The organism is Akkermansia sp. UBA7090, assembly GCF_002493465.1.
GTDB lineage: Bacteria > Verrucomicrobiota > Verrucomicrobiia > Verrucomicrobiales > Akkermansiaceae > Akkermansia > Akkermansia muciniphila_A.
Genome location: NZ_DKYW01000019.1, coordinates 111944 through 127383, shown reverse-complemented (window position 1 = coordinate 127383; position 15440 = coordinate 111944). Strand labels below are relative to the sequence as shown.

General features: G+C 55.7%; 11 protein-coding genes. 7 read left to right on the top strand and 4 right to left on the bottom strand.

All coding sequences use genetic code 11. From position 1 onward, the window contains the following. Positions 1-419 precede the first annotated feature (419 nt). Entirely contained in the window at positions 420-851 is a 432-nt protein-coding gene (locus B3075_RS07300; RefSeq protein ID WP_290489153.1) for a copper resistance protein NlpE, read from the bottom strand. Positions 852-1253: 402 nt separating this feature from the next. On the opposite strand from B3075_RS07300, the gene B3075_RS07295 reads away from it, so the two are divergent. Beyond that, the gene (locus B3075_RS07295) at positions 1254-2234 is read left to right on the top strand and encodes an Amuc_1434 family mucin 2-degrading aspartic protease (protein ID WP_290489155.1); all 981 of its coding nucleotides are present in this window, start codon (positions 1254-1256) and stop codon (positions 2232-2234) included. Positions 2235-2342: 108 nt separating this feature from the next. On the opposite strand, the gene B3075_RS07290 is transcribed toward B3075_RS07295, so the two are convergent. After that, a complete protein-coding gene (locus B3075_RS07290) occupies positions 2343-3665 on the bottom strand; it encodes a UDP-glucose dehydrogenase family protein (RefSeq protein ID WP_094135346.1) in 1323 nt (440 codons plus the stop codon). Positions 3666-3852: 187 nt separating this feature from the next. Here B3075_RS07290 and B3075_RS07285 point away from each other — a divergent pair, with 187 nt between their 5' ends. From B3075_RS07285 to B3075_RS07265, 5 genes are all read left to right on the top strand, one after another. After that, entirely contained in the window at positions 3853-4842 is a 990-nt protein-coding gene (locus B3075_RS07285) for a malate dehydrogenase (protein ID WP_094135345.1), read from the top strand. A gap of 256 nt (positions 4843-5098) precedes the next feature. After that, a complete protein-coding gene (locus tag B3075_RS07280; protein WP_290489158.1) occupies positions 5099-7135 on the top strand; it encodes a hypothetical protein in 2037 nt (678 codons plus the stop codon). Positions 7136-7174: 39 nt separating this feature from the next. Next, complete coding sequence (locus tag B3075_RS07275) at positions 7175-9064, top strand: NPCBM/NEW2 domain-containing protein (RefSeq protein WP_290489160.1); 1890 nt, start codon at positions 7175-7177, stop codon at positions 9062-9064. An 87-nt stretch (positions 9065-9151) separates the two neighbouring features. Continuing rightward, the gene (locus tag B3075_RS07270) at positions 9152-11530 is read left to right on the top strand and encodes a hypothetical protein (RefSeq protein ID WP_290492063.1); all 2379 of its coding nucleotides are present in this window, start codon (positions 9152-9154) and stop codon (positions 11528-11530) included. A 212-nt stretch (positions 11531-11742) separates the two neighbouring features. Then, the gene (locus B3075_RS07265; protein WP_290489163.1) at positions 11743-12384 is read left to right on the top strand and encodes an NAD(P)H-dependent oxidoreductase; all 642 of its coding nucleotides are present in this window, start codon (positions 11743-11745) and stop codon (positions 12382-12384) included. Between the two features lie 14 nt (positions 12385-12398). On the opposite strand, the gene B3075_RS07260 is transcribed toward B3075_RS07265, so the two are convergent. After that, positions 12399-13175 (bottom strand): RluA family pseudouridine synthase, encoded by a 777-nt coding sequence (locus B3075_RS07260; protein WP_290489165.1) that lies wholly within the window; start codon positions 13173-13175, stop codon positions 12399-12401. Positions 13176-13189: 14 nt separating this feature from the next. After that, entirely contained in the window at positions 13190-13882 is a 693-nt protein-coding gene (locus B3075_RS07255; protein WP_290489167.1) for a pseudouridine synthase, read from the bottom strand. A 135-nt stretch (positions 13883-14017) separates the two neighbouring features. Between B3075_RS07255 and B3075_RS07250 the strand changes: the two genes are divergently transcribed. Next, positions 14018-15400: a tetratricopeptide repeat protein gene (locus B3075_RS07250; protein ID WP_094135338.1), complete on the top strand. Its 1383-nt coding sequence runs from the start codon at positions 14018-14020 to the stop codon at positions 15398-15400. Positions 15401-15440: the final 40 nt, after the last annotated feature.

Genomic DNA, 15440 nt, shown 5'->3' with positions numbered 1-15440 from the left:
GCCTGCTTTGGGAGCAGGATGTCGCAGGTTCGAATCCTGTCTTCCCGACCATTTTAAAGCCTGTAAATCGAATGATTTGCGGGTTTTTGTCTTTAGTGTAACTTCCTGTTGGTTGTCCGTATGGTTATCTGTAAAATGGATTATTCCTGTACGGAGGCATCCGCACCTGTGATTATTTAAAGTGCTGGAAATCTTCTGTATCCGAATCACTGCGGAGAGAAAGACAATGAATCATTCTTTTCAAACCTGCTGCGTACTGGCGGAAGCCTTGATGGTTGGGAGCAGCGTGCCGGATTCTTTCCCTGACGGCGGGGATATGAATAAGATTGATCAGTATGCCGGGCTGAGAGACGGTATAAAAAACGCCGCAGGGGAGAGGTGCGGCGGAGTGGAGAAAGTGATGGATGATAGAAGCAGTTTTATTTCTTTTTTAATATATAATGTTCGGCCAGGATGCCCTGATTGATTGTCCCTTCCTTGTCTGACAGCATTACTTTACTGCCGTCAAGTATTTTATAGTAAGATTTTTCATTGGAAGAGGACTGGGTCAATTCAATCAGGCTGCCGTTGATGAAAGCATAAGAGCCTTTTGATTTGAAAATGGCGTTTTTTTCTCCTATGTATTCGCTTCTCAATACATAAGTCTTGTTGTTGTTTAATGTCAGCGTCGTTTTGATCCCTTCACAGTCGGCGGCAGGAAGAATTCCTTCATAAGTGCCGTAAGGATTAAAATTTTCCGCTTGTTCCGCTGTTTTTGTTCCTCCGTTTTCAATTGGAGAATGATGATTTTGAGGAGAATTACAGCCGGTTACGATCACTAGACATGCGGCCCATAAAAGAATCGTTTTCATGGCAGGTATCTTTCTTTTGGATGAATGTTTTTCCTGATTCAACAGGGTAGAAGCTGGAAACAAGCAGTTTTGTGTCTGCCATTTCCCGCCTTACTATCATATAGGGCAAGGTGATGGAGGTGGGCAAGATTTTTTCTTTTCATGGAACCCGCGAGTATGATGAATGCCGGATGATTTTTTTTCTGTTGGCGCGGATGACGCTTTTGGCGACGGCGGTTTGTTTTGCCTTATCTCTTGGCTGTGCGGCAGCGTGTTTCCGGAACAGCAAGGCTGTCCGATGGCGCCTGCTTCCTGTCCTGGTGATGATTATGGTTGCGGTTCTGTTCGGGAATGGAGGCGATTAATTAGTCATTTGTATATCTTTTGATTGACCGCATGTGCGCGTACGTATACTTTCCGGTCATGCTCCTTCGATTTTTATCGAGCCTCTTTTTTGCGTCCGGCATCGTTTTTGCCGCCCAGGCGAATCCCCAGCCTTATCCGGATTCCGATTCTTCAGACGGATATGATCCCGGTTTTTATGCAGAGGCTTATTCCGGCGGTTACGACAACGCTTCGGCGCCGGCGGAGGCGTCCGCCTCCAGGCCCGTTTTCCCCACACAGTCCTATTTTGAATTGCTTGGCCCCATGGATTCCAGAAATGGGAGCGGAAGCGTGAATGTCCAGAATTGGATGACGGATTTGAATTTGTGCAGAATGTCCAGCGGTTCCTGGAATTTTTCTTCTACCGCGGCGTTGCGTCTGAGCTGGTTTAACGGAAAAGGGGCGGATAAGATGGATGTGGACCGGCTGTACACGATTTGGCTGAATGTGAATGCCTCCTATGCCGTCACGGGGAAGACGCGCCTGGTTTTCGGTGTGACGCCCCAGATTTCCACGGATTTCGATACCTGGACGAGCCATAATATTTTCTTAGGAGGCCATGTTCTTCTGGCAGGCCCCTTGAACGACCGGTTCAGCTATGGCGTCGGCATCGGCTGTTATCCGCAGCTTGGGGATTATCCTTTGCTGCCTCTTATTCAGTTTAAATGGGATGCTTCCCGGAATTGGACGCTGCAGCTGGAGGGGACCCGTCTTTCCTATATCAACAGGGTGAGCGATGGATTCAAGTGGGGGCCGTTCGTTTCCGTGGTGTCCGGCACATGGACGATTCACCATGACCGCCGCGTTCGCCAGTTTGCATGGATTTCCGGCGTCGCCGGCATAGGAGCCGATGCGGGGCTGGGGCGTTGGGGCAGCGTTCGCCCCAGGCTGGTGGCGGATATCGGTTTTTCCTTCGGGAATTCCGGTACTATCAAGACCAGCAACGGGAGCCATGATTTGGAAAAGTACCATTATGACCCCGGTTTTTATTTGCGTGCGGGGTTGCTGTTTGAGTTTTGATCGGCCAACAGGATTAGCGAATACATGACGAGGCCTCCGGCGCGTTGAGTGCGCCGGAGGCCTTTTACATATGGGGAGGTCTGAGGCCGGAATGGTGTCCGGGAGCGGTCAGGCTTCTTCAACAGAGGGCCTGCCCACGGAGTGGTATTCAAATCCTACGGCCCGGAGGTTTGCCGGGGAGAGGATGTTTCTTCCATCAAAGATGATGCGGTTGCGCATGACGCCGGCGAGTTTCTGCAGGTCCGCATTCGCGTATTCGCTCCATTCCGTGGCGATAACCAGCACTTCCGCGTCCCGGGCGCATTCGTACATGTCTTCCACCAGTTTGACCCCCCTGGGTTTCAGAATGGGGGCCGCCGTGTGCATGGCTTTGGGATCCGTAGCGGTGACAATGGCTCCTTCCGCGCAGAGTTTTTCACATAGTTTCAGGGCGATGGATTCCCGGATATCATCCGTGTTCTGTTTGAAGGCAAGGCCCCACACGGCTATCTTTTTATCCTTCAGAACCCACAGGCGGTCCCGAATTCTGTCCAGGAAGTGGATGTGCTGGGTGTCGTTGATGTGTTCCACTTCCTCCAGCAGGGTGAAGGGAATGCCCAGCGTGCGGCTGATGTTGATGAAGGCCTTGACGTCTTTCGGAAAGCAGGAGCCGCCGTAGCCCAGCCCCGCGTTAAGGAAGTGGCGTGAGATGCGTTTGTCCATGCCGATGCCTTCCGCCACCAGTTCCACGTCCGCGCCCGTTTTTTCACAGACCTTGGCGACAGCGTTAATGTAGGATATTTTAAGGGCCAGGAAGGAGTTGGCCGCGTGCTTGATGAGTTCCGCAGAGTTGACATCCGTTTCCAGAATGGGGGCGTGGATGGGCTGGTAAACGCGCTTGATGACGTTCATGGCCTGTTCCGAGTTGGCGCCTATGACAATGCGGTCGGGATGCAGCAGGTCGTCCACGGCGCATCCTTCCCGCAGGAATTCCGGATTGGAGACGATATCGAACTGAACATGCGGCCCCGCATAGTGCTTGATGGTCTGGCTGACTTTTTCCCCGGTTTTGACGGGTACGGTGGATTTGTCCACAATGACTTTGTATCCCATTTCAGGCTGGAGCGCCTGGGCGATTTCCCTGGCCACTTTTTCAATGTAGGTCAGATCCACGGAGCCGTCCGTATTGGGCGGGGTGGGCACAGCGATGAAGATGACTTCGCTTTCCGCGATGGAGTCCGCAATGGAAGAGGAAAATTCCAGCCGTCCGACGGCCACGTTTTTTTTCACGAGTTCTTCCAGCTTGGGCTCGTAAATGGGGATGGACCCGGATTGGAGCGTGCGTATTTTTTCAGCGTTATTGTCTACGCAAATGACGTGATGGCCCATTTCAGCAAAACAGGTGCCAGTAGTCAGTCCCACGTAGCCGCTGCCGATGATTGTTAAATTCATAGTGTTAGCGAAGTATTGATAAAAACTTGATTGCGCCGAAAGATAAAGGCGGCTGAACCAATATTCAAGCATTATTGACAGAGGATTTTTTCTGTCAAAATAAAAAGTTCCTGATTGAGCGTCCCCTTTCCTTGTGGTATAACCGCGACCAGACAGGAAAATATCTGTTTATTTTAATTCGAACGTTATGAAAACACCTATCACCGTTACCGTTACAGGAGCCGCCGGCCAAATTGCCTATTCCCTTCTGTTCCGTATTGCTTCCGGCAGCATGCTGGGGCCGGACCAGCCGATCAACCTGCGCCTGCTGGAAATCCCCCCGGCCATGAATGCCCTGGAAGGGGTGGTGATGGAATTGCGTGACGCCGCATTCCCGCTGGTTAATGAAATTGTTCCGACCTGCGATCCTGATGAAGCGTTCGCCGGGGCCAACTGGTGCCTGCTGGTAGGTTCCGTGCCTCGCAAGGCCGGCATGGAACGCAAGGATTTGCTGGACATCAACGGCAAGGTGTTCATCGGCCAGGGCCAGGCGATTGCCCGCAGCGCCGCCAAGGATGTGCGCGTGCTGGTCGTCGGTAACCCCTGCAATACGAATGCCCTTATTGCCATGCACAACGCAAGCGGCGTTCCCTCCGACCGCTTCTTCGCCATGACCCGCCTGGATGAAAACCGCGCCAAGAGCCAGCTTGCTGAAAAGGCCGGCGTCCATGTGACGGAAGTGACTAACATGACCATCTGGGGCAACCACTCCTCCACCCAGTACCCGGATTTCACCAACGCCAAGATTGGCGGCAAGCCCGTAACGGAAGTCATCAAGGATACGGAATGGCTCAAGGGCGATTTCATTACCACCGTGCAGCAGCGCGGCGCCGCCATCATCAAGGCGCGCGGAGCTTCTTCCGCCGCTTCCGCCGCTTCCGCCGCCGTGGATACCGTCCGCAGCCTGGCTACCCAGACTCCGGAAGGAGACTGGTATTCCGTGGCCGTTTGTTCTGACGGTTCCTACGGCATTGAAAAAGGTCTTATCTGTTCCTTCCCGGTCCGCACCACCAAGGATGGCGGCTGGGAAATCGTGCAGGGGCTTCCGGTTGATGCGTTCTCCCGTGAAAAAATTGACGCTACCGTCAATGAACTGAAGGAAGAACGTGACGCCGTTTCCTCTTTGTTGAAGCATTAATGTTGATTTGCTTTTGCGCCGGGTTTCCCGTTTTCGGGAAGCCCGGTTTTTTATGGCCTGAAGAGTTCATCAACCTCATTTTCTGCGGGACAGAAGTTTTCTTCCGTGTTAAAAAAATAATGGATGCAGCATCCGCTAGTTTATGGATCAGGATCGCATATTATACAGGGGAGAGGCTTTTACGCTGACCGGAAATTCTTTGCGCCAGGATGCCGCGCATTGGGCGGAGGTACAGCCGGACGGCCCGGTGAAAACCATGAAGAACGGCCGCTATTCCGAGTGGCGCATTTTTCCGGAAGCCGGGAGTGCTCCGCATTATCGTGGAAATTTTGAAGTGCTTAATCAGGCTTACGGTCTGGCGTTGCATGAGGCCGGGGCCCTGCTTAATGAAGAAGGGACGTTCCGGACGGGGGCCAACTGGCCAACCGTGTGGACCCGGGATATTTCCTACGCCACCCATCTGGGACTGGGTTTGTGGAATGTCCATGCCTGTATGAATAGCCTGAAATCGCGGGTCCGGAACGGGGAGGTGGAGCAGGATACCGGAACGGGCGGTTCCTGGCCCATTTCTTCCGACCGTGTGGTATGGGGGATGGCGGCGTGGGAAGTTTACTGCCTGACGGGGGATGCCGACTGGCTGTCCCTTTCCTGCCGGGTGATGGAAAAGACGTGCGTGAGGGATGAACAGGTGCTTACAGCCACGGGCGGCCTGATGAAGGGGGAATCGTCCGTGCTGGATTGGCGGGAGCAGAGCTATCCTGCGTGGATGACTTCTGCCGATATTGGAGATTCATGCAGCCTTTCCACCATGCTCCTGCACGCGGAGGCCCGCAAGGTGCTGTCCCGGATGTTCCGGGAGCTGGGGCTGGAGGCGAAAGCGCGGGAGTGGGAGGAAAAAAGCGCCTCCCTGGCTTCTGTCATTGAGCGTTTTTTCAGGATTCCGGAACATGTTCTGTACGGGCAGTACCTGTATGGGCGCGGGTACCCCGTGCTGTCGGAGAAGGTGGATTCCCTGGGCAATCTGCTTTGCGTTCTTCTGGGGCAGGCCGGGAGGGCCCATGCCGCCGGGATGGTTGCCTCCCTTCCTCATGGCGTTTATGGCATTCCCTGCATCCATCCCCAGATGCCTGATAGCGTGCCGGCCTACCACAACCGCGCCATGTGGCCGTTCCTGGAGGGCTATTATGCGCAGGCCGCTGCGGCGGTGGAGAATGAATCCGCCCTGGCGCTGGCGGTCGCCTGCATGGTCCGTGCCGCCCTGCTGTGCGGCACGAACAAGGAGAATGTCCTTCTGGAAACGGGGCTGGATGAGGGGCTGCTGCTCAGTTCCGACAGCCAGCTCTGGAGTATTGCCGGAATGCTGGGCTGTTTTTACAAGGGATTGTTCGGTATCCGCCTGTCTCCGGATTCTCTGGAATTCCGCCCTTGCGTTCCCAAGTCTTTTGAAGGCGTTCATGAGTTGTCCGGGCTGGAATACCGCGGCATGACGATAGATGTGATTCTGCAGGGCAGCGGGCACCGGATAGCGCGGTGCCTGGTCAACGGGCAGGAGGCTCCTCCCGGCCTTTCGCCGGGTAGGAAGGGCCGCGTTCTTGTGAAATTGGAGCTGGCCGGAGGAGATGAGGGGGAAGGGACGGTGAATTTAACCTGCATGGGCAGCAGCCTGGAGGCTCCTGCATGGAAGGCGACGCGCCATGGCATTGCATGGGAGGCTGTGAAAGGCGCCGATTATTACCGTGTTTACCGGAACGGCATCCCCGTATCCCAGACGGAGTACTGCCATTATATCCCCGCTCCCGGATGTGGGGACGTGTCTTTCCAGGTGATGGCGGTCGCTCTGGATGGCAGGGAGTCTTATCTTAATGAGCCCAATGATTATCCTTCCTCGGATTCCCGCATGGAGACGCGCCCCTGCGGCCTGAGCGGGGATGAGGTCTGGTTTTCCCGCGTTACGGAGTCTCCGGACGCTCTTTGCTACAATGTCAATATAGACAAGCCCGGCGTTTACCGGGTGGACGCCTTTTTCGCTAACGGCACTTATGATGTTTCAGACGGGAATACCTGTGCCCTGCGCAGCCTGTACCTGAACGGCAGGCGCGCAGGAACGCTGGCGTTCCCCCATACGTCCCGTTTCGGAAACTGGGAGCATTTTATTTATTCCACAGCAGTGGAAGCGGTGATGACGCCCGGCCCCTGCCGTGTGGAAGTGGTGTATGATTCCTTTTCCGAAAATATGAATCGTCTGGTGAATGATATGGTGATAAAACACCTTCGGTTTACCCGTATATCCTGATATCGTTTTATGAATGTTACGTCGAAACGTTTTTCTGTCTTGTTGCTGGTTCTTGGGGCCGGGATTTGGAATGCCCCGTCCATGGGGACGGAGGCGGAGTCTGCTTCCAAGGCGCCTGTTCCTGCCTCCTCATCCCGGGAGGGGGCGGAGTTTACCCGGCTGCCCGTCAGCTGGACGGTTAATCCCGGGGATGCCGCCAACGCCCGCGCCGCCTGGAAGACACTGAGCGCCTATCATCGGGGCAAACCCAAGTCTTCCAGAAAATTGCACGTGGTTTACGTAACGTTCAAGGACAGGCCGGCCCTTGAAGGATACCGGGAACGGTATGATCATATTCTGAAGAATATCCAGGCTTATTATGCGGATCAGATGCAGGCCAACGGTTTCCCTCCGCTCACATTCCAGCTGGATTTGGATGAACGGGGCAAGCTGGTTATTTATGACGCCTATGTGGATAAACCCATGAGCGAGATGAGCGTGCAGAGCTCCGGCCCCGTTTCCCGGGAGGCCGCCAAGAAGGTGCTGGCCTCCAAGGGAATTGACATTGATAAGGAGCATGTGCTTATCGTGTGCCAGCTTCCGGACGGCGTAGGGCCTTATTACGGCGGCGGCTTCAGCCATCAGGGCACAGGGTGGACCTGCGATCAGGAAGGGCTGGATCCCGCCAGCTTTCTGGATACGGAAATGATGCAGGGCGGCCGTTTCAAGGTGACCAGGGGGAAGAACGCCACCATTTACATAGGCGGCACAGCCCATGAATTGGGGCACTCCTTCGGCCTTCCCCACACGGGGGACGGATGGAATTACCCCAACGCAGGGGCTTCCCTGATGGGACACGGCAATTCCACGTACGGTAATGAGCTGCGCAATGAGGGGAAGGGCTCCTACCTGGCGCCTACGGATGCTTTGAAACTGGCCAGTGTTCCCCTGTTCAACGGGGTGGAGACGGAGCTTCCCTCAGATGCTTCCTTCGGGCGTATGATGGGCAGGTATGTCCCGGGGTCTTTTGAACGGCTGGAGGCCATTCCCGTCAAGGACGGGCTGCGCCTGAAAGGGAGGGTTCATCTGACGCGCCCCGCCTATGGCATCGTTGCCCATTTGGATCCGCCCGGAGGTTCGGATTATGATTCCAATGCCGTGGGCGCTTCTCTGGATGAAAAGGGAGAGTTTGATCTTACCATCTGCAGGCCGGGCTATAAGGGCGGTTTTATAGAAATGCGGGTGGCCGTATTGAATTGCGACAGCACGCGCAGCATGATTACTCTGCCCGTGTGGATGGATGCCAGGGGGGCCAAAGCCCCTTCGCTGGCCCAGATCGTTTATTTTGGAGATGTTCAGAATCTGTGGAGGCGGGGCCGCATGGAAGAAGCCCGGAAGGCTCTGGCGGAAGTGGAACGCAGGCATGGTTCCCGTCCAGAAGTGAAGGAGTGGCTCCCTGTCTGGAAGCGCGCCCTCCAGCGCCAGAACCTTGCGCTGGAGGTTGCTCCGGCACAGATTCCCGCGGAAACCGTCAGCATCAGCCTGAATGACTGCAAGCCTTCTGCGGCCCAGGTGGGTTGGGCCGTTCCGTTGTGGGATGCCCTGTTCCCGTCGGATTTGGGGCCCGTGCCTTTCTTCCGGACAATCGGAAGGCCGGAACGTTTCATCCTGGCCCATGCCCCGGCTGTCTTCTCCTATGACCTGGACGGGCGCTGGAAGGAGTTCCGCGCTGATGTGGGGCTGCCTTTCGGGTCCCGCGGCAGCGTCAAATTCAGCGTGTATTTGGACGGCAGGAAGCTCATTGAATCCCCTGTGCTCAAGGACGGGGATTCCATTCCCGTGAAAGCGGCGGTGGAAGGCGGCAGGAAGCTGGAAATCCGCGTGGATGACGCCGGAGACGGCAATTCTGCCGATTGGGGCATCATCGCCAACGGCATGCTGTCCCGGTGAATTTTCCGCTCCACTGGCGGAGAAATGTGACATTAGGCTTGTCTTTTGTCCTTTCTCATAGTGTTCTGTGGGCTAGTCATGATTGGGATGCTTGCAAAGCTATGGGGTGCAGCGGCGCTGGTTGCCGGGGCTTCCCTGTTTGCAGAGACGGCTGCGGAGCGGCCGCCCGCCCCTTCCGCTGAACCCGGGCAGGAAGGTGCCGGGGGGAAAATGGCGGGCAATCTGTTTTCCGGCACTTTCATGCCGCAGATTCCCTCCAATATCTCCATCACCAATGACGGAGCCGTCAGGGTGGAGGACTCCCGGAAGGTCATTTTTGAAGGACCGCGCATCCACATGGTTACGGATACCGGGGTGGAGGTTTTTGCGGATTATGCCCAGGCGGATATGGATCAGGGCAAGGTGTTTCTGAAAGGGAACCTGTCCATTTACCAGAGTGACGGCAGGACGAGGACCAACAGCCTGGTGCGCGCCGACAGCGCGGAGTTTGACTGGGAGAACGAAGTGCTTCTTACGGAGGCCATCCGTGCGAAGATGGAGGGATTGATTCTGCGCAGCGGAAAGTTTGAATCCCGGAAGGATGCCGCCGGCAACACTTACCTGGAAGCCCGCAATGCCTCCGTCACGGCGGAAGACGTCAGCGAGCCTCTCACCTGGATTTCCGCGGACAGGATACGCGTGTATCCGGAAGACAGGTTTTCTTTCAAGAACCTGACCCTTTATTACGGAGGCGTTCCCTTCTTTTATTTTCCCTATCTCAGCCATTCCCTTAATCCGGAAGTCGGTTACCTTCCCATTCCCGGCATGCGCTCTATCTGGGGGCCTTACCTCCTGAATGAATACGGATTCCTGATGGGGAAAAAATGGTCGGACAACGGCATGCCTTCCGCGGATTATCTGGGAACCCTGCATGCAGATTACCGCATCCGGCGCGGCTTCGCCTACGGATTGGACATCCGCGACGTGCTGCTGGAAAAGGATTGTCCGGACATGACGGGGCTGTCCTTTTACAAAACCCACGATAAAGGGGTGAAAATCAATGCCGGTGATGATGAGTACCGCGAGCATCTGGATCCGGACCGGTGGAGGTTCGCGCTTCAGCAGATGTGGACCCACCGGGTAAACCTCCGTACGGACTGGCAGTTGAAGGCCAACATCAACATGCTGAGCGACGAGTACATGCTCCGCGATTTTTATCCGGAAATTTATCAGCGCAATTCTTCTCCGGATAACACGGTGCTTCTTTCCCGCACGGACGATACGAATGATTTTTCACTGCTGCAGCGTTTTGTCCCCAATAATTTTTACATAGCGGATCAGCGGACGGAGTTCAGTTATGAGCGCATCAAGTCTCCCATATTCCGTTCTCCCGTCATGTATGAAAGCCGCACCAGTTTCGCTTTCCTCAAGCAATACGTTCCTCCGTTCATGCGGACGGAAATCCGGAACATGCTGGACGGGATGGATCCCGGAACTTCTTCCTATGATTACTGGGCCCGAATGCTGATGACGGACAGCTACAGCAGGTTCCACTCCTTCCATGAGATTTCCGTTTCCAGGAAAATCATGGGGTTCCTGAACCTGACCCCCAAAATGGGCGGGGGCTATACGGGATATTACGGCGTGGAGGACTACAAACCGCTCAATCAGGGAATTTTTTACGCCGGGGCGGACGCTGATTTCAAATTCTCCCGCCGTTATTCTTCCGTCTATAGCGATTCCTTTGGACTGAACGGCATGAATCATATCGTTCAGCCCCACTTTACGCTGGCGTATGTCAAAACCAACCGCCTGAGCGAGCTTTATCCCCAGATTGACGGCGATACCCCCACGACCAATCCCCCGTCCTTGAGCATAGGCAGGTACACGGAGATCGACTCCCTGTCCACGGGGCTCGTGTTCCGGTATGGATTGCGCAATATGCTGATGACCAGCCGGGACGCCAATTCCCACCGCTGGTTTTCCTGGGATGTGTTCATGGATGCCTATCTGTATAATCCCGTTAACCAGCGGGATTTTTCCAACCTTTTTTCGTTCATGCGCTGGAATCCCGTTCCCTGGATGGAATACCGGTCGGAAATGCAGGCTCCCGTTTTGGGGAAGGACAAGATTTCCGGTTGCCATGAATATAACAACTCCCTGCGTTTCATGCCGTGGCGTTCCACGGAGTTCATAGTGGGGCACCGTTATTTGAACCAGCATTCCCTTCTGGAGGACAACAGCCAGCTGGATTTGCGCATTTTGCAGCGTTTTTCGGAAGCCTGGGCTTTCAGCGGCAAGTGGCGTTTTTCCCTGCTGGACGGCAAGATGGACATTCAGGAATATAATGTGTACCACAATATGGGGTCCTGGTATTTGGGCGTAGGCGCTTTCGTCCGCAAGAACGGGAATAAAAACGAATTCGGGCTGGGCATCAGCTTCACCATCCAGCAGACCGGGGATTATATGCCGGTCAAATTCCTTTGATGCCCGGAAAGCCGCGCGGTTGGCGGGATGGGGAGCGGAGCTGTTTCCGGCTTGCCGGACAGGAAGAAGGGCGGGGCCGGCAGGGAGCCGCTGCCGCGCTTGTGCCGGAACCTTGGCTTGCATTCCGGCAGGGAACGGGGAAAATGCCAGGGCATGGAGCAAGCTACGGGGAAAAGCCGCCCGGCTGCCTGCATGAAACATCATACACGAATATGAACGCTCAGGAATTGATCGAGACGCTGGAATGGCGTTACGCCACCAAGGTATTCAATCCGGACCGCCGCATTCCGGCGGAAGACTGGGAAGCCCTTCTGGAATCCCTTCATTTGAGCCCTTCCTCCCTGGGGCTTCAGATGTGGAAGTTCCTTGATGTCCGGGATCCCTCTGTGCGTTCCCGGCTTCGGGAGGTTTCATGGGGACAACCCCAGGTTACGGACGCTTCCCGCCTGGTGGTTTTCTGTGCCCGCAGGGACTTCAAGCCGGAAGACGTGCAGCGCTATCTGGAACGTATCGTGGAAGTGCGCGGTGTCACCATGGATTCCCTGGACCAGTACCGCGCCCGCATTTTTGAACTGGTGGGTTCCAAGTCTCCGGAAGCGCTGAAAGCCTGGCTGGAACGGCAGGTGTACATTGCCCTCGGGTTCATGATGAGCTGCGCCGCGGATCTCCGCGTGGACACCTGCGCGCTGGAAGGGATGGATCCGCTTGCCTATGACCGTATTCTTCATCTGGAGAATTCCCCTTATTACACGCTTTGCGCCCTGGCCCTGGGTTACCGGAATGAAGAGGCGGATAAGTACGCCCGCCTGGCGAAAGTGCGTTTTGACCGGGGTGAGGTCATTCCGGTCATCTGACGGAGTTTTTTTTACTAATCCCCGGTTTCAAGCAGCAGCCGCATGTCTTCCGGCAGGGGGGCTTCCGCAGTGAAGGTTTCTTCATCAAACGGAAATTCCAGCCGGCAGGCATGCAGCGCATGGCGCGGCAGAACCAGCCGCTCCTCCAGTTCCCGGCTCCATCCATGCTGGATGTATTCCAGATAGCAATGTTCGGACGGACCGTAAATTTTGTCACCCAGGATGGGATGTCCCAGGTGTGCCAGATGCACGCGTATCTGGTGCATGCGTCCCGTTTCCGGAATGCACCGGACCAGCGCCAGAGGGCCCCGGCGTGTGTTCCACGTCCGTTCTTTCCGGAAAACGGTAGTGCATGCTTTGCCGGCTGGATGCACGGCCTGTTTGACCCATATGCGGCTTTCCTCCACTTCCCCCTGTCTCAAAATGGGGGCGGCGCATGCTGTTTCCGTCCATTCAGGCCATCCTTGCACGATCGCCAGATATTCCTTGTGCATCAGGCGCCGCTGCATGGCTCTTCCCAGCTCCCTGGCCGCTCTTTTGTTTTTAGAAATCAGCGTCAGGCCGCTGGTTTCCCGATCCAGCCTGTTGACCAGGGAAAGGGCGGCTCCGTTGGCTATTTCGTAGCTTAGCAGGGCTTCCACCCCTTCCAGAAGGTTGGGTTCCTTTTTCCCGTTGGACGGGTGGACGATGAGAGGCGCCCCCTTGTCCACCACAATCCAGTCCCCGGATTCCGCCGCTACCTCAAAGTGCGGAAAACAGGCAATCGGAGCGTCGGAAATAGAGATCCACATGGCGGACGGGAGGATTACAGCGCCTCCGGACGGATGGGCGCCCATTCCCCCGGTTTCAGGTTCAGGCTGTCCAGATGCAGGGAGCCGATGGAAATACGGCACAGAGATAAGACGGGAGCGCCTGCGGCGGCCAGCATGCGGCGGACCTGGTGGTATTTCCCTTCCGTAAGCGTCAGCCGGGCAAGCCGCGGCTCCCGGATTTCCAGCAGGGCGGGGGCGCAGGGGCGAGCCTCCCCGTTCAGCGTGAGAGTTCCGGAGGCGAACAGCTCCACGGCTTCTATAGGGATATCCTTCTCCGTGACGGCTTCATAAACCTTGGCGACGTGATGGCGGGGGGAGGTCATGCGGTGGATGAATTTTCCATCATCCGTGAGGAGCAGCAGACCGGAAGTTTCCTTGTCCAGCCGTCCTACGGAAGAGACCGCAGGGTTTCTGTTCCGCCACCGGAAGGGCAGCAGATCGTAAATCAAATCCCCCTCACCGTCGTCATGGCTGCATGTGTACCCTTCAGGTTTGTAAAGGGCGGCGTACAGGCCGTCCGGGAATTCTACAGGTTCTCCGTCCAGCAGGATGCCTTCCGCCTGCACCTTGTCCGTGGGCGCGGAGCATGGTTTCCCTTTGAATGTAACGGAGTGGCGTTTGATCCAACCCGGCGCTTCCCGCCTGGAACAATATCCGTAACGGGATAAAAGAGCATCCAGTCTCATGCGGCGTATTTTTTCCTAACGGGAACAAAAAACAAGGTTGAAGTATGCCTCCCCGGCTGATACCATTGAACCATTACATGCAGGGCCGCCCTGTTGGGGCGCTGCCATTATTCCCATTTACGCTTATATAGTTCCATGATTGAAACGATTACAGAAGAACAGTTGACTCCCCAGCAGGCCGAATTTTGGGTGCGCGCCCGCCAGGCGGTGGACATGAACAATTATCCTTATGCCGTCAGTCTGCTCAAGGCCCTGGTAAAGCAGCTCCCCGGCTTTCTGGAAGGACGCAAGGCGTTGCGCGCCTGTGAAATCAAATTGAATCCGGAGGCCAAGAGAGGAGGCCTGTTCAGCGGCATGAAAATCAGCACCAGCAAGCTCACTTCTTCCAAAAAAGACGCGGCTACCCAGCTTTCCGCGCTGGAAGACGAATTGGAACATGATCCTTACAGCATTCCGGTCAACGAAGCCCTGTTCATGGCTGCCATGGAAGTGGATTTTCCGGACTTGGCCGCTTTTGCTCTGGAGACCGTCCGCCAGGGGCACCCGGGCAATAAAAAAATGCTCCATATGCTGGCCTCCCATTACGTTTCCCGGGATATGCCGGCCCAGGCTGCGGAGGTGTACCATGACCTTGTAAAGCTGGATCCTACGGACAGTGTGGCCGTGAAGAGTGAAAAGGACTGCATGGCACGCGCCACGATGCAGCAGCAAAAGTGGGAGGAAGCCAAAAGCTTCCGGGACGTGATGAAGAACTCATCCGAAACGAACACCCTGGACAAGAGCGACAAGAAAGGACTCACCCGTGCGGAACTGGAAGAGCGCCTGGGGCTTCTCTCCGCCCGTTACGCCCAGAACCAGCAGGATCTGGCCGTCGTGCGCGACATTGCCGGCGTTTATGAACAAATGGAAGACTGGGCGAATGCCTATTCCTTCTATAATTACGCGTTCAGCCTCAGCAATAATGATATTTCCCTGGAAAACAAGGCCTCGGAAATGAATGAGCGCTGCCGCAAGGCCCAGGTGGAGGAAATCCGCCGCCGCGCTGCCGCGGAGCCGGATAATAAGGAACTTCAGGAACAGCTGGCTCAGTTCAGCAAGGAGGCCGCGGAACAGCAGGTGGCCTTGTGCCGCCAGCGCGTGGAAAACAACCCCACGGATCCGCAGACCCGTTTTGAACTGGGGCAGGCCCTCTTCGACTGCGGCAATTACACGGAAGCCATTCCGGAACTCCAGCGTGCCCGCAACAATCCCCATATCCGCATCCGCGCCATGCTGTTGCTTGGCAAGTGTTATGACGCCAAGAACATGCATGATATGGCCCTGCGCCAGCTGGAGGAAGCCAATAAGGAATTAATAGAAATGAATGACACCAAGAAGGAAATCCTCTACATGATCGGCCTGCTTTATGAAAAGCAGGGCAAGAAGGGGGAATCCCTGGCTGCATTCCAGCAGATTTACGATGCCGAGTACGGCTACCGCGACGTAGCCCGGCGCGTGGAATCCTCTTACGGCAATTAAGGCGGTTTTCATTCCGTGCCCGTAATGGGACGCCATGCTC